The sequence below is a fragment of the Streptomyces luteosporeus genome (assembly GCF_039532865.1).
Taxonomy (GTDB): Bacteria; Actinomycetota; Actinomycetes; order Streptomycetales; family Streptomycetaceae; genus Streptomyces; species Streptomyces luteosporeus.
Map to the genome: position 1 here is coordinate 162,876 of NZ_BAAASL010000007.1, position 21,970 is coordinate 184,845.

Sequence of the window (21,970 nt, forward strand, 5' to 3'; positions counted from 1 at the left end):
ATCTCCGGACGGCTCCGTCAGTCATTGGCGGTTCATTGGCGGTGGTGGCCATGTCCTCCTGTCCCGCGCTGCCCGACGGCTTCGACCTCACCGATCCCGAGCTGTACCGGCAGCGGGTGCCCCTGCCGGAGTTCGCCCTGCTGCGGCGTACGGCGCCCGTCGCCTGGATCGCCCAGCCGCCGAACACCTCGGGCTTCGGCGACGCGGGGTACTGGGCGGTGACCCGGCACGCCGACGTCAAGGAGGCCTCCACCCGCCCGGAGGTCTTCTCCTCCGCCCGCAACACCGCCATCATCCGCTTCAACCCGCGCATCCGGCCCGAGCGCATCGACGCCCAGAAGCTGATGATGCTCAACATGGACCCGCCCGAACACACCCGCGTCCGCCGCATCGTCCAGCGCGGCTTCACCCCGCGGGCGATCCGCGGACTGGAGGGCGCCCTGCGCGAGCGGGCCCGGGCCATCGTGGCCGCCGCCGGCGAGCGCGGCAGCGGCGACTTCGTCACCGACATCGCCTGCGAACTGCCCCTGCAGGCCATCGCCGAGCTCATCGGCATCCCCCAGGACGACCGGTCCCGGATCTTCGAGTGGACCAACCGCATGATCTCCTACGACGACCCCGAGCTCATGGCGGGCGAGGAGAGCGGCACCCGCTCGGCGGCCGAACTCATCGCGTACGCCATGGCACTGGCCGCCGACCGCACCCGCTGCCCGCGCCGGGACATCGTCAGCGCCCTGGTGGCCGCCGAGGACGAGGGCAACCTCGCCTCCGACGAGTTCGGCTTCTTCGTGCTGATGCTGGCCGTCGCGGGCAACGAGACCACCCGCAACGCCATCAGCCACGGCATGCACGCCTTCCTGACCCACCCCGAGCAGTGGGAGCTCTACCGCAGCGAGCGCCCGGTCACCGCCGCCGAGGAGATCGTGCGCTGGGCGACGCCGGTGGTCTCCTTCCAGCGCACGGCGACCTGCGAGACGGAGCTGGGCGGCGTACGGATCGCGCCCGGCCAGCGCGTCGGCCTGTTCTACGCCTCCGCCAACCACGACCCGGAGGTCTTCACGGCGCCGGGCGCCTTCGACATCACCCGCGACCCCAACCCCCACCTCGGCTTCGGCGGCGGGGGCCCGCACTTCTGCCTGGGGCGCTCACTGGCGGTACTGGAGATCGGCCTGATCTTCGACGCCATCGCCGACACCCTGCCCGGCATCCGCCTGGCCGCGCCCCCGCGCCGCCTGAGATCCCCCTGGCTGAACGGCATCAAGGAACTGCGCGTCCACTACGGCGTTGCCTAGCGGCCCGTAAGGGGCGCGGGGAACTGCGCGATCAGCCACCGACGGCCTGCAGCCGACGCACAGCACTTCGTCCGCGGGCGCGTCGTGGCTGATCGCGCAGTTCCCCGCGCCCCTACGGGGCGCTGCCTGATCCGCCAACTTCCTTTTCCCCCCGCCGCATTGGTCCATACCCGAACCCTTGTCAGCTACATGCGCCGCACTTACCCTCGGGTACACCTTCCGGGACGGCGCCTGCGCGCCAGGTCGCGCACCGCAGCGCCCGCTCCCCCATGCACCATTCGCCTCACTCGTCGAGGGGACATCCGCATGAAGGACGCTCAGGGAAGTCAGGTGACGGGCCGGGTCAGGTGGCGCAGGTTCGCCGTGCTGGCCGTGCCGGGCTTCGCCGCCACCGCCGCGCTGGCCGTCGCGCTCTCGCAGGGGGCGCTGGCCGCGTCGTTCGCCGTCTCGGGCCAGGAGTTCAAGGTCGGCGCGTCCAGCATCGAGGGCCTCGGCTTCGCCCAGTACGGCGGCATCGACAAGAACGCGCGCGGCAAGCTGCTGCCGGTCGCCGTGACCGCCATCAAGAAGGCCACGATCCACGACCTGTGCCAGTCGGTCGTCACCACTCTGCCGCTGATCGGCGACATCTCCCTCAGCCTCACCGCCGGCAAGGGCGACAGCCCGGTGGAGGCGGAGAACCTCTTCCTCGACGCCACCCACATGGGCGGCAACGCCACCTTCGAGGACATCGAGATCGGCCGCGACGCCTCGACCCTCAACAAGGGTCCCGCCTCGGCCCAGGGCCTGCAGGACGCCTTCGGGCAGCAGGCGAAGTCCATCAAGATCGACAATGTGCAGCAGGTCGCCTGGGCGACCACCGCGGGCAAGTTCAAGCTCGCCGGTCTGAGCATGGACGTCAAGCTCGGCAAGCATGAGTGCTTCTGACGTCCGGCGGCGCTGGCGCGTCTGGCGCAAGGGCCGTCCGTTCTGGGGCGGCCTGGCCGCCGTCGTCGCGGGCGCCGAGATCTGCGTCATTCCACTGGCCCCGCTGAAGGTCATGCTGGAGCAGGGCATCGCGGGCGTTCCCGGGGTGCTCATGGGCCTGGTCATGATCGTGATGGGCCTCTCCGCCTGGTTCGCCCCGCAGTACCGGGCCCTGGCCGGGATCCTCACCGTCCTGGTCGCCACCGCGACCCTGGTGATGTCGAACCTCGGCGGGTTCCTCATCGGCACGATCCTCGGCAACATCGGCGGCGCCATGATCTTCGCCTGGCAGCCGGTGCCGGCCGTTGCACGAAGCGCACAGGAACGTTCCCCCTCCCCCAAGGAGTCCTGATGCCGTTACGTACGCACGCCCTCGTGACCGCCGGTGCCGCGCTCGCCGCGGCGGCCGCGCTGACCCTGGCCGGCAGCGGCCCGGCAGGCGCCACGGCCGCCGACGAGGCCGGTCCCACCACCGTCCTGCCCGCCGGCCATGCGTTCGCCGCCACCCTCAACGGCGAGGTCACCCTCAGAGCCGGCTCGCTCACCGTGACCTGCACGACGTCCGCCTCCACGCCCACCGCCGGCAACGACAACAACCACGTGCCCGCGGCCCCCGCCAACACCAATGCGGCCGGCCCGGTCGTCAGCAAGGCCAACGCACCCGCCTTCTCCGACTGCAGCTCCAGCCTGCCCGGCGTGGACATCACCATCACCACGACCGGCACCTGGGACATCGCCATGCAGCACGGCTCCCCCGACACGGCCTCGCTCACCGCGCCCGCCGGCGGCATGGTCCTCAAGAGCAGCGGCCTGGCCAACTGCACGGTGACGGCCTCCCCCGACGCCCCCGCCCTGATCCCGGCGACGTACACCAACGGCGCGCCCTCGCAGATCACCGTCACCGACGCCGCGGTGCCGGTGAAGATCGAGGGCGGCTTCGGCTGCCCGACGACCGCCACGTCGGCGGTCTTCAACGCGAAGTACGACGTCACGGACGTCACGGATCCGTCGTCGCAGATCACGGTCGGCTGAGCAGCCGGGCCGGGGGCCCCACCGCCTCCGGCCCGCGCACCGTCGCGGACGCCGCGCTGCGCGCCCCGGGGATCGCCGCGAGCGCTGGGCGCCCCGGGCCCGTCAGCACGTACTGGAGGGCGAACCCGCAGGCCACCACGAGCGCACCGCCCACCGCGTCCAGCAGGTAGTGGTTGGCGGTGCCGACGATCACCGACGAGGTCAGCAACGGGTAGACCATGCCGGTCCAGCGCAGCCACCGCCTGCGCATCACGACCGCGATCACCACGCCGCACCACAGCGACCAGCCGATGTGCAGCGACGGCATCGCCGCGTACTGGTTGGACAGGTCGGTCAGCGCCCCGAAGTCGGGGTGGGACAGGTCCTGCGGGCCGTTGGCGGTGTCGACGAAGCCGAGGCCCGGCATCAGCCGCGGCGGGGCCAGCGGGTAGAGCCAGAAGCCGGCGAGCGCCATCAGGGTCGCGAGGGCCAGCGCCGTACGCGCCCAGCGGTAGGTCGCCGGGCGGCGCCAGTACAGGTAGCCCAGCACGCACATCGGCACCAGGAAGTGGAAGGTGCCGTAGTAGTAGTCCATGGCGTCCGCGAGGCCGCCGCGACCGGCCACGAAGTGGTTGAAGGCGTGCTCGACGTCCAGGTGCAGCACCTCCTCGACGCGCAGGATCTGCCGCCCGTGGTACTCCGCCGTGCCGCGCGAGTCGGGGGCCTGGGCGCGGATGTAGGAGTAGGCCCAGTAGCCGACCCGTATCAGCATCAGCTCCAGCAGCAGGTTCGGGCGGTTGAGGGCCCGCTTGAAGGAGCGCAGCAACGGCACCCACCCGAAGCGGCCGCGCTGCGGCCCGGCGACGGGGGTGGGGTCGGGGGCGTCCCACGCGGCGCAGGAGCGCGCCAGGAACGGCACCACGCAGGCCGTGACCAGCGCCGCGAGCAGCAGCGCGTGCCGGCCGAGGGGCCCGAGGACGGGATTCGGCGGGACGAGGACGACGCTGGGCAGCAGCGTCACGAGCACCACCAGCACCGGCCACGCCGGCCGGTCGGCGCGCCTGCGGCCGACGCGGCCCGCCGCGGCCAGCAGGAGCCACAGCTGCTGGTGCGGCCAGGCGGCCGGCGAGACGGCGAGCGCCGCACAGCCGGTGACGGCGGTGGCCAGCAGCGCCTGCCCGTCCGCGGCGTAGCGGGCGGCCCGGCGCAGCCCCACCACGACCACGACGGCGCCCACCACCCCGTACAGGGCCAGCTCCACCGGCCCGCGCAGGCCGGCGCGCAGCAGCAGCCCGTGCAGCGACCGGCCGGCCGCCCCGCCCGGGCCCGCGCCGGCGATGTGGTGCACCCAGTACGTCCACGAGTCGTCCGGCAGGGCCGCCCAGGCCAGCGCCGTGCAGACGGCGAAGACGACACCGGTGCCGACGGCGGCGCGGCGGCGCCCGGTCAGCCACAGCAGGGGCGCGAACAGCAGCGCCGCCGGCTGCAGCGCGGCGGCGAGCCCCGTGAGCACGCCCGGGGCCCGCCCGCGGGGCGGGCAGCAGCCCAGCAGGACCAGCAGCACCGCGACGATGCCGCTCGCCCCGGACGCGAAGCTGCCGTGCACGGGCAGCGAGGCGACGGTCAGGGCGACGGCGAGCGGGGCGAGCGCCGGCCGGAAGCGCGGGCCCACCGGGCCGGGCGCGGCCCGCACCGCGACCAGCGCGACGGCGACGGCCGGCAGCAGCGTGCCGAGCGTCCCGTCCAGGGGTCCGAGGACCAGCCCCGCGAACGGGGTGCCGGTCGAGCGGCCTCCGCCGTGCAGGGCCCCCGCCCCGTGGAAGAAGACGGCCACGGCCCGGTGCACGGCCGGCAGCCCGGCCACCAGGCACAGCGCCCCCAGGACCGCACCGACCCGGGAGACCGCCCTCCGATCCGCATCCGCCACTGCTCCGCCGCTCCTCCGAAAACTCCCACAGGTCGCCTGATTCCAACGCTCCCGGGGCCGTTAGGGTGCGGTCATGAGCACCAGCGGACGTACGACGGGACCCGGGGACGACGCGACGCGAGCAGGCGCCCCGCCGCTGCGGGCCGACGCCCGGCGCAACCGGGAGCTGCTGCTCGCCGCGGCCCGGGAACTGTTCGCCGAGCAGGGCCTGGAGGCCCCCCTGGACGAGATCGCCCGCCGCGCCGGCGTCGGCAACGCCACGCTCTACCGGCGCTTCCCCACCCGCGAGGCCCTCATCGAGGCGGTCTTCCACGAGTCCCTCGCCCAGGTCATGGCCCTGGGCGAGCAGGTCCGCCGCGGCGAGGACGCCATGGCCGCCCTCACCTCCTACATGGAGCGCATCTTCCAGGGCCTGGCCGCCGACCGCGGCGCGATCGAACTGATGACGACGACCATCGAGGCCGGCGAGAGCCTCGCCGCACTGCGCCGGCACAACCACGAGACGGTCAGCGAGCTGGTCCGCAGGGCCCAGGAGCAGGGCACGATGCGGCCGGACGTCGTCGCCGAGGACCTGCTGCTCCTCCTCGCCGCCCTCGGCAGCTGCGTCCCCTCCGCCGACGCCGTCTCCCCCGGCTCCTGGCGCCGCCACCTGGCCCTTCTCCTGGACTCCCTGCGCACGGCCCCCGCCACCCCCCTGCCGGCCCCGCCCCTGACCATGCCGCAGGTGGAGGACGTCCTCGCCGATCTGGGCGGCGGCCGCCGCGGCTGAGACGGCCTGCGGCAGGATGGCCCCATGAGCATCGTGAAGATCAACGTCCTGACCGTCCCGGCCGAACAGCGCGAGGTCCTCGAACAGCGCTTCGCCTCCCGCGCGGGTGCCGTGGAGCACTCCGACGGCTTCGAGTGGTTCGAACTCCTGCGCCCGGTCGAGGGCACCGACCAGTACCTCGTCTACACGCGCTGGCGCAGCGAGGAGGACTTCCGGGCGTGGATGGAGGGCCCGATGAAGTCCGCCCACCAGGGCGGCGGCGAGGGCGCGCCCCAGCAGCGCCCGGCGGCGAGCGGCTCGACCCTGTGGAGCTTCGAGGTCGTCCAGCAGGCGGGCCCGAAGAGCAGCGACGCCTGAGCACTCGTCGATGCCGGTGGGCCCCTGCACAGCGGGGGCCCACTGCTGTCCGGCCGGCCCGGGCACGGGGCGGCCTGGGCACGGGACAGCCGGGCGCCGGAAAAGCAGCTGCCCCCCGCAGGCCGCCGTGCGACGATCCGCCGCATGACGAGCGCAACCACCCCCGTGTGGGCCATCGCCCCGCAGCCCGCCGACTCCCCGGAGGCGGCCGCGCTGCTGCGGGAGTACCTGACCGACGTGGCCGATCGCTGGCACCTGCGGGAGGACGGGCGGCCGTGCACCCCGCAGGAGATCGCGGGCTACCTGGCCGAAACGACCGACGACGACATCACCCCGCCCCGGGGCGTGCTGCTGGTGGGCCGGGACGGCGGAGGGGAGCCGGGCGGGTGCGTGGGGGTGCGGCGGCTCGACGCGCGTACGGCCGAGTTGACGCGGATGTTCGTACGGCCCGGGCACCGGGGGCGCGGTGGGGCGCCGGCGCTGCTGGCGGCCGCGGAGGCCGCGGCACGGGCGTGGGGTGCGGGGCGGATGGTGCTGGAGACGCGGCTGGACCTGACCGAGGCGCGGGCGCTGTACGCCCGGCACGGCTACGCGGCGATCGCGCCGTACTGCGAGGGCCCGTACACGGAGGTGTGGCTCGGCAAGGAGCTGTCGCGGTAGCCCGCTTCAGCGGCGGTGGTCGCTCTTCGCCCCGCGCGCCTCGCCGTCGCGCGGCTGTTCGGCGTCCGAGCCGCACAGTTCGGCGCTGAGCTCGTGGACGAGCGCCTGGAGGTCGTGGGGCCGGTCCTTGGCCGTCCACCAGTCGCCGAGCAGCTCGGCGAGCATCTCCTCCCGGGCCCGGAAGAGCAGTTGGGCCTCCAGCTTGCCGGCCTCGGTGAAGAGCAGCACCGGCCCCTCGCGCGCGACCAGCCCGCGCGTCTCCAGTTCGCGGCCGGCCTCGGTGATGACGCGGACGGGGATGTCCGCGCGTTCGGCGAGGATCGGGGGTTCGGCGTGGCCGTCGCGGTGGATGCGCAGCAGCATCCAGCTGGCGGCGGGGCGCAGGTCGAGCCCGGCACGGTCGGTGATCTTCTCGTAGATCCGGCGCCGGCCCTCGCGGCTGCCCAGCAGGGACAGGGCGCGGGCGACCTCGTCGTGCGAGGAGCGTTCGACGGGGTTGCTGGAGACGACCTCGCTGGCGTCGGGGGCGGTGACGCTGGCGCGCAGGGGTTCCTCGCGCAGCAGCCAGGCGAGGGCGAAGGCGAGGAGCGCGGGGGGCACCGCATAGAGGAAGACGTCGGTGATCGACTGGGAGTAGGCGGCGAGGACGGCGCCGCGGCGCGCGGCGGGCAGCCGCTGCAGGGCGTGCGGGTCGGCCTGCAGGGTGGCCGGTCCCAGGCCGGGCGGCAGGGGGACGCCGGTGAGGGCGGCGGCGATGCGCGGGCCGAGCTTGTTGGCGAAGATCGTGCCGAAGACGGACACGCCGAACGAGGCGCCGATGGAGCGGAAGAACGTCGCGCCGGAGGTGGCGACGCCGAGGTTCTCGTACCCGACGGAGTTCTGCACGATCAGCACGAGGACCTGCATGACCAGGCCCAGCCCGAAGCCGAAGACGAAGAAGTACAGGCTCGTGGTGGTGGTGCTCGTGGCCGGGTCGAGCTGGTGCAGCAGGAGCAGGCCGACGACCGTGACGGCGGTGCCGGCGATCGGGAAGACCTTGTACCGGCCGGTGCGGCTGACGATCTGGCCGGAGCCGGTGGAGGCGATGAGCATGCCGGCCACCATCGGCAGCATGTGCACGCCCGACATGGTGGGCGAGACGCCCTGGACGACCTGCAGGAACGTCGGCAGGTACGTCATCGAGCCGAACATCGCGAAGCCGATGACGAAGCCGATGACCGAGCACAGCGTGAACGTGCGCAGGCGGAACAGCCCGAGCGGCAGGACGGGTTCGGCCGCGCGCCGTTCGACGCGCACGAACGGCACCAGCAGCGCCACGCCCAGCACGCCCAGCCCGATGATCTGCCAGGACGCCCAGGGGTAGGTCGTACCGCCCAGGGAGGTCATCAGCACCAGGCAGGTCGCCACCGCGGCGATCAGGCAGGTGCCCAGGTAGTCGATGCGGTGCGGGCGGCGGGCGGCGGGGATGTGCAGGACGGCGGCGATGACGGCGAGCGCGACGACGCCGACGGGGAGGTTGATGTAGAACACCCAGCGCCAGCTGAGGTGGTCGACGAACAGGCCGCCCAGCAGCGGGCCGAGCACGCTCGTGCCGCCGAAGACCGCGCCGAACAGGCCCTGGTAGCGGCCGCGGTCCCGGGGCGGGACGATGTCGCCGACGATCGCCATCGACAGCACGATCAGGCCGCCGCCGCCCAGGCCCTGCACCGCGCGGAAGGCGATGAGCTGGGGCATGTTCTGGGCGATGCCGCACAGGGCCGAGCCGGCCAGGAAGATCACGATGGCGGTCTGGAAGAGCTTCTTGCGCCCGTACTGGTCGCCCAGCTTGCCCCACAGGGGCGTCGCCGCGGTCGAGGCGAGCAGGTACGCGGTGACCACCCAGGACAGGTGCTCCAGCCCACCGAGATCGCTGACGATCGTCGGCAGGGCGGTGGAGACGATCGTCTGGTCGAGCGCCGCCAGCAGCATGCCCAGCAGCAGTGCGCCGATGGCCACGCGCACGGTGCTCTGCGACCGTCCCTCGCCGGGCGCGCCCGCCGTCGCCGCCGGTGCGGGCGGGGGTGTGGCGGCCTCGGAGGGCCTCGGGGTGTCCTGGGCCATGGCCGGCTCCTCCCGAATGGGGGTGCGGTGCGTTCGGCCGGCCCACGTCACCCGGCCGGCGCCACGCGCGGCTTCCATCGTCGCCCGGATGGCCGTCCGCGGCTCGCCGGGCTAGGCCGACCAGGGCCGTTGGCGCTGCGGCCGCCCGTTTTGTATCTTTGAGAAACAAAGTGGCTCCGCCCGCACTCCCTGACCGGCGGGTGGAGCCGCTTGTCCTCCCCCGCCAGGCCCTGGAGGCCCCGATGACGGCCCACGCCCCCGCCGACGCCACGCTCACTGCCCACGCGCTCCTGCTGGACATGGACGGCACGATCGTCAACTCCGACGCCGTCGTCGAGCGCTGCTGGCGCCGCTGGGCCGCCGAGCACGGCCTGGACGGCGACGCGGTCATGAAGGTCGTCCACGGCCGCCAGGGCTACGCCACCATGGCCGTCCTCCTGCCGGAGCGCCCCATGGAGCTCAACCACGAGGACAACCGGCGCATGCTGGCCGCCGAGACCGCCGACGTCGACGGCGTCGTGCCCGTCCCCGGCGCCCCCGCCTTCCTGGCCGCCCTCGCCGGCCTCCCGCACGCCCTCGTCACCTCCGCGGACCGCGCCCTGTCCGAGGCCCGCATGACGGCCGCCGGCCTGCCCATGCCGCCGGTGCGCGTGACCGCCGAATCCGTCGGCGCCAGCAAGCCCGACCCCGAAGGCTTCCTCAAGGGCGCCGCGGAGCTGGGCTTCGCCCCCGAGGACTGCATCGCCTTCGAGGACTCCGAAGCCGGCATCACCGCCGCCAGGGCCGCCGGCATGCGCGTCATCGGCATCGGCCCCCGCGCCGCCGCCCACGCCCCGGACGTCGCGGTCGCCGACCTGACGTCGGTACGGGTGGAAGGGGACGGCACGGACGGCCGGATCCGGCTGCGGATCACGGCTGCCCCGTAGGGGCGCGGGGCAGTGTCGATCTGCGGCTGCCGCCGCGTGGGCGCGATCAAACCCCGACGGCCCGCAGCACTCCATCCGCGGGCGCGTCGTGGCTTGTCGCGCAGTTCCCCGCGCCCCCTTACGGGGCGCCGTGGCCTACGTCAGCCGGCTCACGCCGCCTCCTCGGCCGTGACGTGGCTCATCGTCCGTTCCAGGGCCTCCACCGGGGAGAAGACGAAGAACTCGCTGTCCTCCACCGCCCGGGGGGCGTGTCCCGGCGGCCAGTAGAACGTCTGCCCCGTCTCGTACGTCTCCTCGCCTTGCGCCGTCCGCAGGGCGATGCGCCCCTTGGTGATGCAGCCCCAGTGCGGGCACTGGCACATGTCGTCCTCCAGGCCCTTGAGCCGGGGGCTCAGATCGGCTCCCTCGGACGCGCGCATGTACAGCACGCTCATGTCGCCACCGAGCTGCTGCGTCCGGATCTCGACCCCGCCGCCCGTGAACGTGACGGGCGTCTCGTCCCATGTCGTCGATGTCATGGCCGCACTCCTCGCGCTGCTGCCCCTTCTTTCACGATAGGCACGCGCGAGCACGTACGCAGTCCTGGCGGCCCTGCCGCTACTGACGGTTACGGCCGGGCCGCCGCGCCCCTACTTCCCCTCCCCCTCCATCACTTGACCGAACGACGCCACGAACGCGGTGATGAGGCGGGCGAATTCACTGCGGTCGGATTCCGGCCAGGACGCCATCGCCTTGCCGAAGACGGCCCGGCGGACCCGTTGCGCCCGCTGCAGCTGCTCCTTCCCCGATGCGGTCAGTTCGAGCAGTGTGCGCCGGCGGTCGGCGGGGTCGACGTGTCTGGTCAGCAGCCCGTCCTCCACGGCCCGCAGCACCAGGCGGCTGGCCCGCGGCTGATCGACGCCGAGCGCGGCGGCGACGTCCGTGACGGTGCAGGAGCGCCCGCGCTCCTCCACCGCGTCCAGCACCCCGAACAACGTGGGATCCACCACCTGACGCCCGCCCTCGGCGGACGCCAGCCGCGCCAGCGAACGGCGCGTCTGGCTGCGGCGGATCGCCACCATGGCCCGCTCGACGGCGGCAACGGCTTCTTCTTGCTGGTCACTCTTCGGCATGCATGCTAGTTTACAACTATTGTCATCATGCATACATCAGGGGGATCCCATGACTACCCAGGACACTGCCCTGCCCGACGTCCGCGTCCACCGCCCGCTCGGCTACTGGCTCAAATCCGTCGACCGCTCCATCGAGGAGGGCTTCGCCCGCCTCCTCGCCGACGAGAACCTCACCCGCCGCGGCTGGCAAGTCCTCAACACGGTCTCCTACGCGCCCGTCACCGTGGCCGGGGTCGACGAGACGATGGCGGCCTTCCTCTCCCCCGCCGAACCGACGATGCGCCCGTACGTCGAGGCCCTGACCGCCCGCGACTGGGCCGCGCCGACCGCGGGCGCCACCGACACGTTCGAACTGACGGAGGCGGGACGGGCCGCCCACCGCCGGATCTCCGGACGGATCGGAGCCGAACGCGCCCGCATGATGGAGTGCCTCACTCCGGACGAATACGGCGTGCTGATGGACCTCCTGCAGCGCCTCGCAACCCACCTCGACGCCTGAGCAGCCACCCTCACCCGGGAACGACACGCGCAAGTGCGCCGTTCTCCAGGGCCAACCACAGCGCGCCGTCCGGCCCGAGCGCGATGCCGTGCGGCTCGCTGCCGGGTGTCGGCAGGTCGTACACCGCGATCGCACCGTCGGACGTGATGCGGCCGACGCGATTGCCGCCCCACTCGGTGAACCAGGCCGCACCGCTGCCGTCCGTGGTGACGGCATGCGGCCGGGCGGTGCGGTCGGGCAGCGGATACTCCGTGATCCGGCCGTCGGAGGCGATGCGGCCGATCTGGCCGGCGGCGATTTCGACGAACCACAAGCCGCCGTCCCGACCTGCAGTGATGCCCACCGGCGCGGCGGCCTCGGTCGGCAGCGGATGCAAGGAGACCGTGCCGTCGGTGGTGATCCTGCCGATCGCATGGGCCTGGTTCAAGGCGAACCACAGCGCACCGTCGCCTCCGGCGGCGATCGCGGAAGGAAACGCGCCACTGACCGGAAGCGGGAACTCGGTGACCTGCCCGTCGGGGGTGATGCGGCCGATGCGGTCGGCAGCGGTCTCGGTGAACCACAACGCACCGTCCGGCCCGCAGGTGATACCGAACGGAGCGCAGTCGGCGGTGGGCAGCGCGAACTCCTCGACGGCTCCCCCGTCCACGGAGATCCGGCCGATCCGGTGGGCCTGGTACTCGGTGAACCACACCGCGCCGTCGGGCCCGGAGGCGATGACCGTCGGCCGGCAGGACGGCTCGTCGAGCTGATACGTCGCCACCTCCCCGCCGGGCACCAGCCGGCCGATCCGGCCACTGTGGACGAGCGTGAACCACAGCGCACCGTCGGGCCCCGCAGTGATCGCGTACGGCCCGCCGTCACGGCCGGCCACCGCGTACTCCTCTATGGAAACCTGGGTCACGTTCGACGACTCTAACCGGCGGAGCAAAGGCCGTCGTTGGGGCAGAACATCACCCAGGTGTAGTTGTAGCCGCTCCGTATGGTCACGGGATTCGGCGTGGGCCCGTCGTTGATGTACGACCCCGGGTCGGGGACGGCGGTGAAGACGACCGTCGTTCCGACCGGGAAGGTCGCGGTGCAGTTACCCGTCGGGTTGGGCGCCGGGTCGGGGGACGTGTACGGGTCCCACGCCTGCGTGTGGCAGTTGATCCCGGCGGGCTGACTGGTGATGGTCCCACCACCCCAGCCGTCGCTGATCCACGCGGACAGCTGAGCGGTGGACTGCGCCTGAACGGGAGTGACGGAGGCCATCGCGGCGGCCGTGACGAGTGCGGTGACGACTCCCATCGCGCGCCAGGCGCCGTGCGTCTTCCTGTCCATGGGAGGCTCCTCGGATCGAACAAGCCGACCCCTACGACCAGCGTATTCACCCCACCGGAGAGCTGCTATGCGAACGCGGCGCCCGCCGCGACCTTGCCGCCGATGCCGTCGAGGAAGGTGACCTCGACGGCGGTCACGTACTTGTCGCGCTGTTCGAGGAAGCGCCGGACGTGGGGCTGCCGTTCGTGCGCATCGAACGCCGCGCGGCTCTCGTACAGCTCGTAGAACACGCGCACGCCCGGCTCGTCCGGCACCCGGTGGTTCACGTAGACGACCGTCCCCGCCTCGTACTGCCGGATACCCTCCAGCGTCCGCGACACCAGCTCGTCGAACCCCTCGGCCGCAGCCGCGTCCCGCAGCGTGAATCGCACGACAAGCGCAAACCCCACGTCCATGCGCACCCCTCTCTCCGCCTGACTCAAGCGTGTCAGCCGCCCGCTCCCGGAGTGAGGGCTTTTCCAGTGTTCAGCGCGGAGTGGCGGGCTCACCGGATGCCGGTGACAACAGCCGCCGGCCGTCGTGGACCCGCACGTGGGGTGCGTCCGCACTGCACGCGTCCAGGAGGCGTATCGCGTACGCCTCCGTCATCACGGCACGCGCCTCCTGCAGGGTCAGCCAGGAAACCGCCGTCGCCTCGTCGGAGGCGCGCTCCCTGCCTCCGACGGGGCGACAGCGGAAGACGAGGGCGACCACGCCCCGCGACATGTTCTTGTAGACGCCAGTCAGGCGGTCGACGCTGACCTCCACCCCGGTTTCCTCAAGGACCTCCCGGCACGCGCCGGCCTCCGGGGCCTCGTCAATCTCCAGCACCCCGCCGGGAAGCTCCCAGCAACCGTTGTCCGCGCGGCGAATGGCCAGCACACGCCCGTCTTCGCGCACGACGGCCCCGGCCACGGAGACCGAGTGAAGCGCCGTGGGAACCTCCCCGCGAGTTCCGCCGGTCTCACGCATCGAACTCGTACTCCAAGACGTACGACGCGGAATCCAGCGTCAACTCGCTGAACTCCACGGCCCGTCCTCCTTCCGCGAAAGCCGTGCGGCAAATCTGGATGACCGGGGTGCCGGAGGACAGGCCGAGTTCGGTGGCTTCCTCGGTGGAGGGCATGCGGGAGCGGAGTTCTTCGCGGAAGCGGACGGGTTTGCAGCCGAGCTCCGCGAGGCGGGCGTAGGTGCCGCCGGGGCCGGTGTCCTCGTGGGTGACGGCGGAACCGGCGACGAGTTCGGACGGCAGGTAGGAGACGGCCGTCTGGACCGGCTTTCCGTCCAGTACGAAACGGCGGCTCCGGACGCAGACGGTCGCTGTCGGGGACAGTCCCAGCGCCGTGGCGACGTGCTCGGGAGCCGTGCGTTCCGTGACCTCCACGCGGTCGACGACGAGAGCGCGTTCTCCCAGGTCGGCCGACCAGATGGACTGCCCGGAGCCCCAGTTGCCACCGCTCAGCCGCTGAATGCCGTGCCGCCGCAGCGGGCGGAATGACCGCACGAAGACGCCGGCGCCCTTGCGGGCCTCGGTGATGCCCTCGTTCTGCAGCACCCCGAGCGCCTGCCGGGCCGTCATCCGCGCCACGTTGTAGGCGGCCATCAGCTCGTTCTCGCCGGGCAACCGGTCACCGGGGGCGTATTCGCCTGCCTGGATCGCGTCGCGCAGTTCGGTTGCGATCCTCTGGTACTTCGTACGGCGGACAGAGCCCTGCTCGGCCATCGGGTGATCACCTCTCCTCCCTGGACAGCCTACGGGCGCCCCACCCGCCGGCCCGGGCGGGTGTCCCCAATCCCTTTGGTTCGCGAGCCGGTTGACGTCTCTAGAGAGAGAATGCTTCACTATTGCTTCTCTAGAGATAAATGCTCAGGGCGCCTTCTCCGTGTTCTTCTACCTTTTACCGTCGCGGAGTCAAAGTGTGTGATGACACCAGTCCGATGCAGCCTGCCGCAAAACCTTCACAGGCAACCGGCCAGGCCCCTCCACCCCCGCCCTGCCACCGCTGCAGGGAGATCAAGGCCCGCCGCTACACGGCCGTCCGGCAGGGCGATCGGGAGACCGCCGAGGCCATGGTCACCGCCATGGGCGTGCACCTGAGGGCGGCGCACTCGTGAGGCAGCGGCGGGCGGCGGCCGTACGGGCGGCGTTCCCCGGGCGGCCCGCGAAGAGAGCGGCGCGTTGTGCGCACGCGCAGGCGGCCTGGACGTTGATCGGGGGGATCGAGTCCTGCCGTCAGTGCGGTACGCAGCGCTTCGCGGACTACCGCGCCCTCGCCCTGGCCCTGGAGCTGCCGGAGCGGACCGTGCCGAGTGCGCCCACCACCGCCGGTGCGGGCCTCATGCGCCGGCCGTGGGCCGCAGTACCAGCGTGAGGAAGCCGAAGGAGTCCCGGTAGGCGCCGAGCCATTCGTCGCGGTGGGTGGTGGCTGCGGCCAGGGCCTGGGGGCTGTCCGGGTGGTCGGGGTGGTCGAGGGCCCAGGTGGAGAGGGTTCCGGTCCAGGCCCATTCGTAGGCGTCGAGTTCGCGGCGGGTGCTGATGTGGCCGTGGACGGGGGTCCAGCCGTCGGTGGTGATGCGGTGCACGAGGCCGGTCAGGTCGTCGAGGTCGCCGAGCACCTCGGCGGCCTCGGCGGTGGGCGGGCGCTCCCAGAAGCCGTCGCCTATGAGGACGCGGCCGCCGGGCGCGAGGTGGCGGCGGGCGGCGGCGAGGGTGGCGGTGGGGCCGCCGAAGGCGTGGGTCGACCCGACGCAGAGGACGAGATCGAAGGCGTGGGGGGCGGTGAAGGCAGCGGCGTCGGCCTCGTGCAGGGTGAGCCGGTCGGCCACGCCGAGGCGTTCGGCGGCGGCGCGGGCGGCCGCGAGGGCGGGGGCCGAGACGTCGACTCCTTCGGCGCGCAGCTGCGGGTGCGCGGTGAGGGCGCGCAGGAGCCATTCGGCGCGCCCGCAGCCGAGGTCGAGGATGCGCGCGTCCTCGCGCGGCACGGCGTGCTCCACAAGGGCGTGCACCGCGTCGTCGTCGAGCGGGGCGGCGATGGGGTGGTCGGCGTGGGCGAGCGCGGAGATCTGTTCACGGTTCACGGGCGGAGGGTGGCACGCCCGTGAACCGGCAGGCACCTCATTTACCCCAGGACCGCCTCGTACAGGCTGAAGCCGGCGAGGGCGAGCATGACCAGGGCCGCGACCTTGGTCACGAGCCGCAGCGGCACGTAGCGCATGAGGGTGCGGCCGCCGAGGATGCCGAGGGCGGCGACGGCCCACAGGGCGGCGGTGGCGCCGAGGCCGACGGAGAGGGGGTCGTCGTAGCGGGCGGCGAGGTTGGCGGTCATGATCTGGGTGAGGTCGCCGAACTCGGCGACGAGGATCAGCATGAAGCCGGCGCCGGAGACCTTCCAGAAGGACTGGTCGGCGGGCTTGGTGATGCCCTCGTCCTCCTCGTCCTTCTTCAGCAGCAGCATGGCCGCGCCGGCGAGGAAGAGCAGGCCGACGACGGCCTGGACGGCGCGGTGCGGCAGGAGGGTCAGGACGCTGCCGGCGGCGATGGCCAGGGCGACGTGGACGAGGAAGGCGGCGGCGACGCCGGCGAAGACGTAGGAGGCCCGGTAGCGGGTGCCGAGCATGAGACCGGCCAGGGCGGTCTTGTCGGGCAGCTCGGCAAGGAAGATCACGCCGAAGACGAGCGCGGTGACGGTGATGCTGATCACAGGGGTGGTTCCTCTGTCGGGGCGGGCCGCCGCACCGCAACGCTCCAGGGGTCGCTTCGGCACGGCAGCGTCGTGGACACTGCGGCCGAAGGTCTCGCTGACCGGCGGCACCGCGGGGGATCGCGTGGCGATCGCGGTGGTGCACCGGCTCCGGGCGCCGGCCGGGCGCTGTGGCTCGGCAGTATGTCGACGGTCCGGCGAAGAGCTACTCCCCTTCTGCTGCTCCCAGGGTACGGGATCGGTGGAGGATGCCGCACGCGACGAGTTCCAGGACGACCGTGACGGCGACGGCCTGCACGGCCATGAGGGCGACCAGCACGAACAGCTGCACGACGCCCGCCTGCACCGGTGAGGCGCCGCCCAGCAGCATGCCGACGAAGGCGCCGGGCAGGGTGACGAGGCCCACGGTGCGGGTCTGGTCGAGGCCCGGCAGCAGGGCGTCGGAGGCGGCGGGCCGGGCGATCTCCAGCCGGGCCTCGCGCGGCAGGAGTCCGAGGGCGAGGCCGGCCTCGACCTCGCCGTGCCGGGTGCGCAGCTCGTCGAGGGCGCGCCGGCCGCCCAGCACGGTGGCGGTCAGGGAGTTGCCGATGAGGATGCCGGTGACGGGGATGAGGGCGACGCCCTTGAGGGGGACGAGGCCGGTCAGCAGCAGGACGGCCACGACGGGCAGCACGCCGGCGCCGATGGGTGCGGCCGCCCACCACCAGGTGCGGTTGTGGGTGATGCGGCGGCCGGCCGTGCGGACGGCGACGGCGAACATGAGCGCGAGGAAGGCGAGGAGCAGCGGCAGGGAGCGTACGACCCAGCCGACGGCAAGGGAGACGACGGCCAGCTGGACGGCGGCGCGCACGCCGGCGAGGGCGATGGCGCGGGCGTAGCCGCGTTCGCGGGAGTCGGCGAGGCGGGCGCGGGCCGCGACGGTGACGGCGGCCAGCAACAGGGCGGCGAGCACCACGCCGAGGGTGGTGTTGGCGGGCAACAGGGTGTCGGCGGCGAGCACGCGGCCACCCTAAGCGCGGCGAACATCCTTGCGCCGGTGGCGAGCTGGCGGCGTGTCAGGCGGGCGTGCGGCCGTCGTCCTGAAGTTTGCGTTCCGCTTGCATCTCACGTCCGCAAACCCTTGCTTTGACATGACCCCGTCGCCATCCTGTCATCTGGCGACCACCCCCCTGCCATCCGTCGCCGCGATCCTGGCCGCGCTTCGACGGCCCGCACCCCCACCATTTCAAGGGAGTTCCCATGCCCGGACCGCGCCTCCCCCTCGGCAAGCAGAGCGTCTACGCGCGTCGTACGGCGGTCGCCGCGGGGCTCGCCGCCCTCGTCGGCTCCCTCGTCCTGAACGGCCCGGCGGCACAGGCCGCGCCGCCCACCCCGCCGGACGCCGCGACCGTCCGCGCCGAACTGGCCAAGCTGACCGTCCAGCCGGAGGGTTCGATGGACGGCTACAGCCGGGCGAAGTTCCCGCACTGGATCACCCAGCACGGGCAGTGCAACACCCGCGAGGTCGTACTGCAGCGTGACGGCAAGGACGTGGAGACGGACGAGCGGTGCGCGGCCGTCTCGGGCACCTGGTACTCGCCGTACGACGGCGCCACCTGGCACGACGCCCAGGACGTCGACATCGACCACGTCGTGCCGCTCGCCCAGGCCTGGCGCTCGGGCGCCAGCAAGTGGACCACCGCGCAGCGCCAGGCGTTCGCCAACGACCTCTCGCGTCCGCAGCTGATCGCGGTCACCGACCGCGTCAACCAGGCGAAGGGCGACAAGGACCCGGCGCAGTGGCTGCCGCCGCTGAAGTCCTACCAGTGCGAGTACGCGCGCATGTGGGTGTCGGTGAAGTACGACTACAAGCTCACCGTCGACGCCGCCGAGAAGAACGCCCTCGCCGGCATCCTCAACAGCTGCTGATCACCGTACGAAGGGCGGCCTCCCGGACGGGGGGGCCGCCCTTCGCCGTCCGGTGCCGTACTCCGATGCCGCCGTCCGGCACCGTCGTCCGGGCGCCGTCACCCCGGGGCCGTAACGAAAAAATCAAAAACTTGAACTTGCAAGTACTGTTAGGTCTCCCTAACCTATAGCCCTCGTCGTTCCCACGTCCCCGAAGATCACGAGGAGCTCCGCCATGCCCGCCGCCACCCTGACCGCGCGCGTCGACGCCGCCCGGCCCTACGTCCTGTCCCTGTTCCGGATCGTCGTGGGCCTGCTCTTCGCCTGCCACGGCGCCGCCTCCCTCTTCGGCATCCTGGGCGGCGCGGCCGGCACCCACGGCGGCACGATCCCGGCGGGCACCTGGCCCGGCTGGTACGCGGCCGTCATCCAGCTCGTCGCCGGCGTGCTCGTCCTGCTGGGCGTCGGCACCCGCAGCGCGGCCTTCATAGCCTCCGGCTCCATGGCCTACGCGTACTTCGACGTGCACCAGAGCGTGGCCCTGTGGCCGATCCAAAACGGTGGCGAGGCCTCGGCGATGTTCTGCTGGGCGTTCCTGCTGCTGGTCTTCACCGGCCCGGGCGCGCTGTCGCTGGACCGCGCCTTCGGCCGGGGCTCGCGGGGCTGACGCACCCTTCTGTGGCGCCCGGGGCGGTACGGGCAGTACGTGACTCGCGTGACAAAACCGACCCCGAGCGCACTTTCCGGCACGTCCCCGCGTACGCTGTACGGTTGTCAAGGCCGCCCCTGCCGCTCCCCTGCGACGTCGCGGCGGGGGACCGTACCGGGAGTGAAGGACGTGCTGGAGCAGTTGGGGGCCTTGGCCGGCACCCCGTGGATATACGTGATCGTCGCCGTGTCCGTCCTCCTGGACGTCTTCCTGCCCGTCCTGCCCAGCGGAGTCCTGGTGATCGCCGCGGCCACCGCCGCCGCCGGCTCCGCCGCGGGGGCGGTCGGCGAGGCCACGGCCGTGCACGCGCACTCCGGCTTCCCCGACGTCTTCGCGCTCGTGATGTGCGCCGCAACGGCCTCCGTGCTCGGCGACATGATGGCCTACCGCGTCGCCTGGCGCGGCGGCGACCGATTCGATCGCGCCATCGCCCGCTCCCGCCGGCTCACCGCCGCCCAGGCCCGCCTGGGCACGGCCCTGCTGCGCGGCGGCGGCCCGCTCGTTGTCGTCGCCCGCTTCGCGCCCGCCGGCCGCTCGGTGGTCAGCATCGGCGCGGGCGTGATGCACCGCCGCGTGGCCGAGTTCCTGCCCTGGTCGGCCCTGGCCGGCCTGACGTGGGCGGCCTACAGCGTCTGTCTCGGCTACTTCGGCGGCCAGTGGCTCGGCGCGAGCTGGCTGAGCACGGCCGTCTCGGCCCTGGCCCTGTTCGCGGCCGGCGCGGGGGCGGCGTTCCTTATGCGCCGCCCGCAGGAGCCGGAGACGTCGCCCTGACCCCTCGCCCATGACGCACCGGTGGCCCGGTTCCGTACGGAGTACGGAACCGGGCCACCGTCGTTCTGCGACCGCTCAGCGGGCCGTGGTGAAGACGCCGTTCTTGCCGTCCTTGGCGAAGGCGCTCAGGCCGTTCGCCCACAGCTGGTTGACGCGGCTGCGCTCGGCCGAGTTCGGGTACGGGTTGGTGCAGGAGGGGCCGGGGCCGCCACCGGACATCAGCTCGCTGCACGGACCGGAGTAGTGGTCCGGCAGCCCCAGCACGTGACCGGTCTCGTGCGCGGTCACGCGCGTGGAGTCGTACTGCTCGTTCTGCTGGTAGTCGAGGAAGACGTACCCGCGGCCGTGGCCGTCGGTGCTGGCGTACGAGCCGCGCGAGTCGTTGCCCTCGTAGTATCTGAAGTCGGCGTTGCTGCCGGCGCGCAGCTGGACGTTGCGCACCGAGCTGTTCCAGATGCGGGCGCTGTTGGCTATCTCCGTCGCGAAGCTCGGCGCGTTGCTGGCGTCGTAGGTGACGGTGACGGTCTTCAGGCCCGGCGAGGCGGCCTGCTTGGCCTGCGCCGACTTCATCACGGCCTCGAAGAAGGCCTTGTTGTTGGCCTCCTCGGCCTTCGAGCCGACGTACGCCGAGCGCGAGTGGTGCTGCCCGTCCAGGGTCTGCGGCGCGGAGGCGGCGGAGGCGGGAACGGCGGTGAGCGTCGCCGCGAGGCCGATGCCGAGCGCGGCGGAGAGCACCATCGTGGAGGGTTTCATGTGGGGGACTCCATTCGTGCCGAGAGCCCGCTGCTGCCGCCGTGGTGGGAACGGCGGGAGGGGCTCACCGGGTGAACTCGTGTTCCCCCTGAGTTTCTGACGAGTTATCAATGGTGCGGATGATGCCAGTTGGCCATAACGCCATCCAATCGCCTATCCTCCGCCATCTGTTGTCCTCACACCGTCCGGCACCTCCCCCCTGGCGTCCTGGATGTGTCTGGTGTGACGTACGAGGCGCTCGATATGCTCCCGGAATGGAGCTCGAGGTCCGGCACCTCCGTGCACTTTGCGCCATCGCGGACACCGGCAGCGTGCGGAAGGCTGCGGTGCAGCTCGGCATGACCCAGCCCTCCCTGACCACCCAGCTGCGCCGCATCGAATCCACCGTCGGCGGCACGCTGTTCACCCGCGGGCAGCACGGCAGCCGCCCCACACCGCTCGGCCACAGCGTCCTGACCCGCGCCCGGCCCATCGTCGCCGAGATGGCAGCCCTCGTCGCCGCCGCCCGCGAAGCCGCCCTGGGAGCAGGGGGATTGCGCCTGCGCATCGGCAGCATCGGCAGCCCCGCCGTGGCCGGCTGGCTGCGCCGCATCCACCGCCGGCTGCCGGAGACCGACACCACCATCCACATAGAGGTCTCCTCCAACACGCTCCTGCAACTCCTCGCCACCAACCAGCTCGACGTCGCCTTCGTCCACGAGACCGCCGGCTTCCCCCTGCACGTACCGCCCGGCGTCGAACGCCGCGTCCTCGTCGCCCGCGAACCGCGCTTCGCCGAACTGGCCACCGGCCACCCCGCCGCCCGAAGACCCGTCGCCCACCTCGCCGACCTCGCCCGCGAACCCTGGATCGTCGACCCCACCGCCGACGACGAGGCCGCCGCCCTGCGCCGCGCCTTCACCGCGACCGGCCTCGACCCCCGCCTCGTCCACGTCCGCGACACCGCCACCGCCGCCGACCTCGTCGCCTCCGGCGAAGCCGTACGCCCCTGCCAGCCCACCGCCGCGCCCCGGCCGGACGGCGGCACCGTCGTCCGCCCGCTGGCCGGCGACCCGCTCACCGTCCAGCTCTCCCTCGCCTCGCGCTCCGGCTCCCTGCCGCTGCACGACGTCGACGCGCTCTTCGCCGACCTCACGGCCGCCTACTGCGATGCGGCCGCCGCCAGCCCGCCGTACCGCGCCTGGCTGACCGCCCACGACAGCCCCCTGCCCCTGCCGGGGTAGCCGGC

At 72.7% G+C, this 21,970-nt stretch carries 28 protein-coding genes; 15 read left to right on the forward strand and 13 right to left on the reverse strand.

What is annotated here, in order from left to right; translation table 11 throughout:
- Positions 1 to 50 precede the first annotated feature (50 nt).
- The 4 genes from ABD361_RS10955 (at position 51) to ABD361_RS10970 (ending at position 3,290) form a co-directional block, all read left to right on the forward strand.
- Positions 51 to 1,292 (forward strand): cytochrome P450, encoded by a 1,242-nt coding sequence (locus tag ABD361_RS10955; protein WP_344434769.1) that lies wholly within the window; start codon positions 51 to 53, stop codon positions 1,290 to 1,292.
- 306 nt (positions 1,293 to 1,598) lie between these two features.
- Complete coding sequence (locus tag ABD361_RS10960) at positions 1,599 to 2,219, forward strand: DUF6230 family protein (protein WP_344434770.1); 621 nt, start codon at positions 1,599 to 1,601, stop codon at positions 2,217 to 2,219.
- Positions 2,206 to 2,610: a DUF6114 domain-containing protein gene (locus ABD361_RS10965; protein ID WP_344434771.1), complete on the forward strand. Its 405-nt coding sequence runs from the start codon at positions 2,206 to 2,208 to the stop codon at positions 2,608 to 2,610. Before ABD361_RS10960 ends, ABD361_RS10965 begins: the two co-directional genes overlap by 14 nt.
- Complete coding sequence (locus ABD361_RS10970) at positions 2,610 to 3,290, forward strand: hypothetical protein (protein ID WP_344434772.1); 681 nt, start codon at positions 2,610 to 2,612, stop codon at positions 3,288 to 3,290. The genes ABD361_RS10965 and ABD361_RS10970 overlap by 1 nt, the downstream gene beginning before the upstream one ends.
- Here ABD361_RS10970 and ABD361_RS10975 read toward each other — a convergent pair.
- Entirely contained in the window at positions 3,277 to 5,196 is a 1,920-nt protein-coding gene (locus ABD361_RS10975; protein WP_344434773.1) for a bifunctional glycosyltransferase 87/phosphatase PAP2 family protein, read from the reverse strand. The two genes, ABD361_RS10970 and ABD361_RS10975, sit on opposite strands and share 14 nt — an antisense overlap.
- A gap of 73 nt (positions 5,197 to 5,269) precedes the next feature.
- On the opposite strand from ABD361_RS10975, the gene ABD361_RS10980 reads away from it, so the two are divergent.
- The 3 genes from ABD361_RS10980 to ABD361_RS10990 all read left to right on the forward strand — a co-directional run bounded on the left by ABD361_RS10980 (position 5,270) and on the right by ABD361_RS10990 (position 6,982).
- Entirely contained in the window at positions 5,270 to 5,965 is a 696-nt protein-coding gene (locus tag ABD361_RS10980) for a TetR/AcrR family transcriptional regulator (protein ID WP_344434774.1), read from the forward strand.
- A 24-nt stretch (positions 5,966 to 5,989) separates the two neighbouring features.
- Entirely contained in the window at positions 5,990 to 6,322 is a 333-nt protein-coding gene (locus tag ABD361_RS10985) for an antibiotic biosynthesis monooxygenase family protein (RefSeq protein ID WP_344434775.1), read from the forward strand.
- A 144-nt stretch (positions 6,323 to 6,466) separates the two neighbouring features.
- On the forward strand, positions 6,467 to 6,982 hold the full coding sequence (locus ABD361_RS10990; RefSeq protein WP_344434776.1) for a GNAT family N-acetyltransferase: 516 nt from the start codon (positions 6,467 to 6,469) through the stop codon (positions 6,980 to 6,982).
- A 6-nt stretch (positions 6,983 to 6,988) separates the two neighbouring features.
- Here the strand turns inward: ABD361_RS10990 and ABD361_RS10995 are convergent, their stop codons facing one another.
- Positions 6,989 to 9,082: an MDR family MFS transporter gene (locus ABD361_RS10995; RefSeq protein ID WP_344434777.1), complete on the reverse strand. Its 2,094-nt coding sequence runs from the start codon at positions 9,080 to 9,082 to the stop codon at positions 6,989 to 6,991.
- A 242-nt stretch (positions 9,083 to 9,324) separates the two neighbouring features.
- Here ABD361_RS10995 and ABD361_RS11000 point away from each other — a divergent pair, with 242 nt between their 5' ends.
- On the forward strand, positions 9,325 to 10,008 hold the full coding sequence (locus ABD361_RS11000) for an HAD family hydrolase (RefSeq protein ID WP_344434779.1): 684 nt from the start codon (positions 9,325 to 9,327) through the stop codon (positions 10,006 to 10,008).
- Positions 10,009 to 10,157: 149 nt separating this feature from the next.
- Here ABD361_RS11000 and ABD361_RS11005 read toward each other — a convergent pair whose 3' ends face one another.
- Both ABD361_RS11005 and ABD361_RS11010 read right to left on the reverse strand, forming a co-directional pair.
- On the reverse strand, positions 10,158 to 10,526 hold the full coding sequence (locus tag ABD361_RS11005) for a cupin domain-containing protein (protein WP_344434780.1): 369 nt from the start codon (positions 10,524 to 10,526) through the stop codon (positions 10,158 to 10,160).
- Between the two features lie 111 nt (positions 10,527 to 10,637).
- Entirely contained in the window at positions 10,638 to 11,120 is a 483-nt protein-coding gene (locus ABD361_RS11010) for a MarR family winged helix-turn-helix transcriptional regulator (RefSeq protein ID WP_344434781.1), read from the reverse strand.
- Between the two features lie 49 nt (positions 11,121 to 11,169).
- Here ABD361_RS11010 and ABD361_RS11015 point away from each other — a divergent pair, with 49 nt between their 5' ends.
- Positions 11,170 to 11,619, forward strand: a complete 450-nt coding sequence (locus ABD361_RS11015) for a MarR family winged helix-turn-helix transcriptional regulator (RefSeq protein ID WP_344434782.1) — start codon at positions 11,170 to 11,172, stop codon at positions 11,617 to 11,619.
- Positions 11,620 to 11,629: 10 nt separating this feature from the next.
- On the opposite strand, the gene ABD361_RS11020 is transcribed toward ABD361_RS11015, so the two are convergent.
- The 5 genes from ABD361_RS11020 to ABD361_RS11040 all read right to left on the reverse strand — a co-directional run bounded on the left by ABD361_RS11020 (position 11,630) and on the right by ABD361_RS11040 (position 14,644).
- On the reverse strand, positions 11,630 to 12,523 hold the full coding sequence (locus ABD361_RS11020; protein ID WP_344434783.1) for a Vgb family protein: 894 nt from the start codon (positions 12,521 to 12,523) through the stop codon (positions 11,630 to 11,632).
- Positions 12,524 to 12,534: 11 nt separating this feature from the next.
- A complete protein-coding gene (locus tag ABD361_RS11025) occupies positions 12,535 to 12,942 on the reverse strand; it encodes a hypothetical protein (protein WP_344434784.1) in 408 nt (135 codons plus the stop codon).
- Between the two features lie 65 nt (positions 12,943 to 13,007).
- Positions 13,008 to 13,313 carry a putative quinol monooxygenase gene (locus tag ABD361_RS11030; RefSeq protein WP_344434785.1) on the reverse strand — a complete coding sequence of 102 codons (306 nt, stop codon included), beginning with the start codon at positions 13,311 to 13,313 and terminating at the stop codon, positions 13,008 to 13,010.
- A 94-nt stretch (positions 13,314 to 13,407) separates the two neighbouring features.
- A complete protein-coding gene (locus tag ABD361_RS11035; RefSeq protein ID WP_344434786.1) occupies positions 13,408 to 13,893 on the reverse strand; it encodes an NUDIX hydrolase in 486 nt (161 codons plus the stop codon).
- Positions 13,886 to 14,644, reverse strand: coding sequence for a GntR family transcriptional regulator (locus tag ABD361_RS11040; RefSeq protein WP_344434787.1), 759 nt, complete (start codon positions 14,642 to 14,644; stop codon positions 13,886 to 13,888). Before ABD361_RS11040 ends, ABD361_RS11035 begins: the two co-directional genes overlap by 8 nt.
- 215 nt (positions 14,645 to 14,859) lie before the next feature.
- On the opposite strand from ABD361_RS11040, the gene ABD361_RS11045 reads away from it, so the two are divergent.
- Complete coding sequence (locus ABD361_RS11045; protein WP_344434788.1) at positions 14,860 to 15,036, forward strand: hypothetical protein; 177 nt, start codon at positions 14,860 to 14,862, stop codon at positions 15,034 to 15,036.
- Positions 15,033 to 15,293: a DUF6255 family natural product biosynthesis protein gene (locus ABD361_RS30655; RefSeq protein WP_361748444.1), complete on the forward strand. Its 261-nt coding sequence runs from the start codon at positions 15,033 to 15,035 to the stop codon at positions 15,291 to 15,293. The genes ABD361_RS11045 and ABD361_RS30655 overlap by 4 nt, the downstream gene beginning before the upstream one ends.
- Here ABD361_RS30655 and ABD361_RS11050 read toward each other — a convergent pair.
- From ABD361_RS11050 to ABD361_RS11060, 3 genes are all read right to left on the reverse strand, one after another.
- Positions 15,259 to 15,999, reverse strand: a complete 741-nt coding sequence (locus tag ABD361_RS11050) for an SAM-dependent methyltransferase (protein WP_344434790.1) — start codon at positions 15,997 to 15,999, stop codon at positions 15,259 to 15,261. The genes ABD361_RS30655 and ABD361_RS11050 overlap by 35 nt on opposite strands.
- A gap of 41 nt (positions 16,000 to 16,040) precedes the next feature.
- A complete protein-coding gene (locus ABD361_RS11055; protein ID WP_344434791.1) occupies positions 16,041 to 16,622 on the reverse strand; it encodes a TMEM165/GDT1 family protein in 582 nt (193 codons plus the stop codon).
- A 205-nt stretch (positions 16,623 to 16,827) separates the two neighbouring features.
- Positions 16,828 to 17,622 carry an ABC transporter permease gene (locus tag ABD361_RS11060; RefSeq protein ID WP_344434792.1) on the reverse strand — a complete coding sequence of 265 codons (795 nt, stop codon included), beginning with the start codon at positions 17,620 to 17,622 and terminating at the stop codon, positions 16,828 to 16,830.
- Between the two features lie 239 nt (positions 17,623 to 17,861).
- Here ABD361_RS11060 and ABD361_RS11065 point away from each other — a divergent pair, with 239 nt between their 5' ends.
- From ABD361_RS11065 to ABD361_RS11075, 3 genes are all read left to right on the forward strand, one after another.
- Positions 17,862 to 18,530: an HNH endonuclease family protein gene (locus ABD361_RS11065; RefSeq protein ID WP_344434793.1), complete on the forward strand. Its 669-nt coding sequence runs from the start codon at positions 17,862 to 17,864 to the stop codon at positions 18,528 to 18,530.
- A gap of 214 nt (positions 18,531 to 18,744) precedes the next feature.
- Entirely contained in the window at positions 18,745 to 19,176 is a 432-nt protein-coding gene (locus ABD361_RS11070; RefSeq protein ID WP_425583193.1) for a DoxX family protein, read from the forward strand.
- A 171-nt stretch (positions 19,177 to 19,347) separates the two neighbouring features.
- On the forward strand, positions 19,348 to 19,989 hold the full coding sequence (locus ABD361_RS11075; protein WP_344434966.1) for a DedA family protein: 642 nt from the start codon (positions 19,348 to 19,350) through the stop codon (positions 19,987 to 19,989).
- Positions 19,990 to 20,064: 75 nt separating this feature from the next.
- Here the strand turns inward: ABD361_RS11075 and snpA are convergent, their stop codons facing one another.
- Positions 20,065 to 20,742, reverse strand: coding sequence for a snapalysin (snpA, locus tag ABD361_RS11080; RefSeq protein ID WP_344434794.1), 678 nt, complete (start codon positions 20,740 to 20,742; stop codon positions 20,065 to 20,067).
- A 254-nt stretch (positions 20,743 to 20,996) separates the two neighbouring features.
- Here snpA and ABD361_RS11085 point away from each other — a divergent pair, with 254 nt between their 5' ends.
- Positions 20,997 to 21,965 (forward strand): LysR family transcriptional regulator, encoded by a 969-nt coding sequence (locus tag ABD361_RS11085; protein ID WP_344434795.1) that lies wholly within the window; start codon positions 20,997 to 20,999, stop codon positions 21,963 to 21,965.
- The last annotated feature ends 5 nt before the right edge of the window (positions 21,966 to 21,970 follow it).

Excerpts from the sequence above, each read along its gene's own strand:
- ABD361_RS10955 (WP_344434769.1), top strand. The coding sequence starts at position 51 with ATGTCCTCCTGTCCCGCGCTGCCCGACGGCTTCGACCTCACCGATCCC.
- ABD361_RS10960 (WP_344434770.1), top strand. The coding sequence starts at position 1,599 with ATGAAGGACGCTCAGGGAAGTCAGGTGACGGGCCGGGTCAGGTGGCGC.
- ABD361_RS10965 (WP_344434771.1), top strand. The coding sequence starts at position 2,206 with ATGAGTGCTTCTGACGTCCGGCGGCGCTGGCGCGTCTGGCGCAAGGGC.
- ABD361_RS10970 (WP_344434772.1), top strand. The coding sequence starts at position 2,610 with ATGCCGTTACGTACGCACGCCCTCGTGACCGCCGGTGCCGCGCTCGCC.
- ABD361_RS10980 (WP_344434774.1), top strand. The coding sequence starts at position 5,270 with ATGAGCACCAGCGGACGTACGACGGGACCCGGGGACGACGCGACGCGA.
- ABD361_RS10985 (WP_344434775.1), top strand. The coding sequence starts at position 5,990 with ATGAGCATCGTGAAGATCAACGTCCTGACCGTCCCGGCCGAACAGCGC.
- ABD361_RS10990 (WP_344434776.1), top strand. The coding sequence starts at position 6,467 with ATGACGAGCGCAACCACCCCCGTGTGGGCCATCGCCCCGCAGCCCGCC.
- ABD361_RS10995 (WP_344434777.1), bottom strand. The coding sequence starts at position 9,082 with ATGGCCCAGGACACCCCGAGGCCCTCCGAGGCCGCCACACCCCCGCCC.
- ABD361_RS11000 (WP_344434779.1), top strand. The coding sequence starts at position 9,325 with ATGACGGCCCACGCCCCCGCCGACGCCACGCTCACTGCCCACGCGCTC.
- ABD361_RS11005 (WP_344434780.1), bottom strand. The coding sequence starts at position 10,526 with ATGACATCGACGACATGGGACGAGACGCCCGTCACGTTCACGGGCGGC.
- ABD361_RS11010 (WP_344434781.1), bottom strand. The coding sequence starts at position 11,120 with ATGCCGAAGAGTGACCAGCAAGAAGAAGCCGTTGCCGCCGTCGAGCGG.
- ABD361_RS11015 (WP_344434782.1), top strand. The coding sequence starts at position 11,170 with ATGACTACCCAGGACACTGCCCTGCCCGACGTCCGCGTCCACCGCCCG.
- ABD361_RS11025 (WP_344434784.1), bottom strand. The coding sequence starts at position 12,942 with ATGGACAGGAAGACGCACGGCGCCTGGCGCGCGATGGGAGTCGTCACC.
- ABD361_RS11035 (WP_344434786.1), bottom strand. The coding sequence starts at position 13,893 with ATGCGTGAGACCGGCGGAACTCGCGGGGAGGTTCCCACGGCGCTTCAC.
- ABD361_RS11040 (WP_344434787.1), bottom strand. The coding sequence starts at position 14,644 with ATGGCCGAGCAGGGCTCTGTCCGCCGTACGAAGTACCAGAGGATCGCA.
- ABD361_RS11045 (WP_344434788.1), top strand. The coding sequence starts at position 14,860 with ATGCAGCCTGCCGCAAAACCTTCACAGGCAACCGGCCAGGCCCCTCCA.
- ABD361_RS11065 (WP_344434793.1), top strand. The coding sequence starts at position 17,862 with ATGCCCGGACCGCGCCTCCCCCTCGGCAAGCAGAGCGTCTACGCGCGT.
- ABD361_RS11070 (WP_425583193.1), top strand. The coding sequence starts at position 18,745 with ATGCCCGCCGCCACCCTGACCGCGCGCGTCGACGCCGCCCGGCCCTAC.
- snpA (WP_344434794.1), bottom strand. The coding sequence starts at position 20,742 with ATGAAACCCTCCACGATGGTGCTCTCCGCCGCGCTCGGCATCGGCCTC.
- ABD361_RS11085 (WP_344434795.1), top strand. The coding sequence starts at position 20,997 with ATGGAGCTCGAGGTCCGGCACCTCCGTGCACTTTGCGCCATCGCGGAC.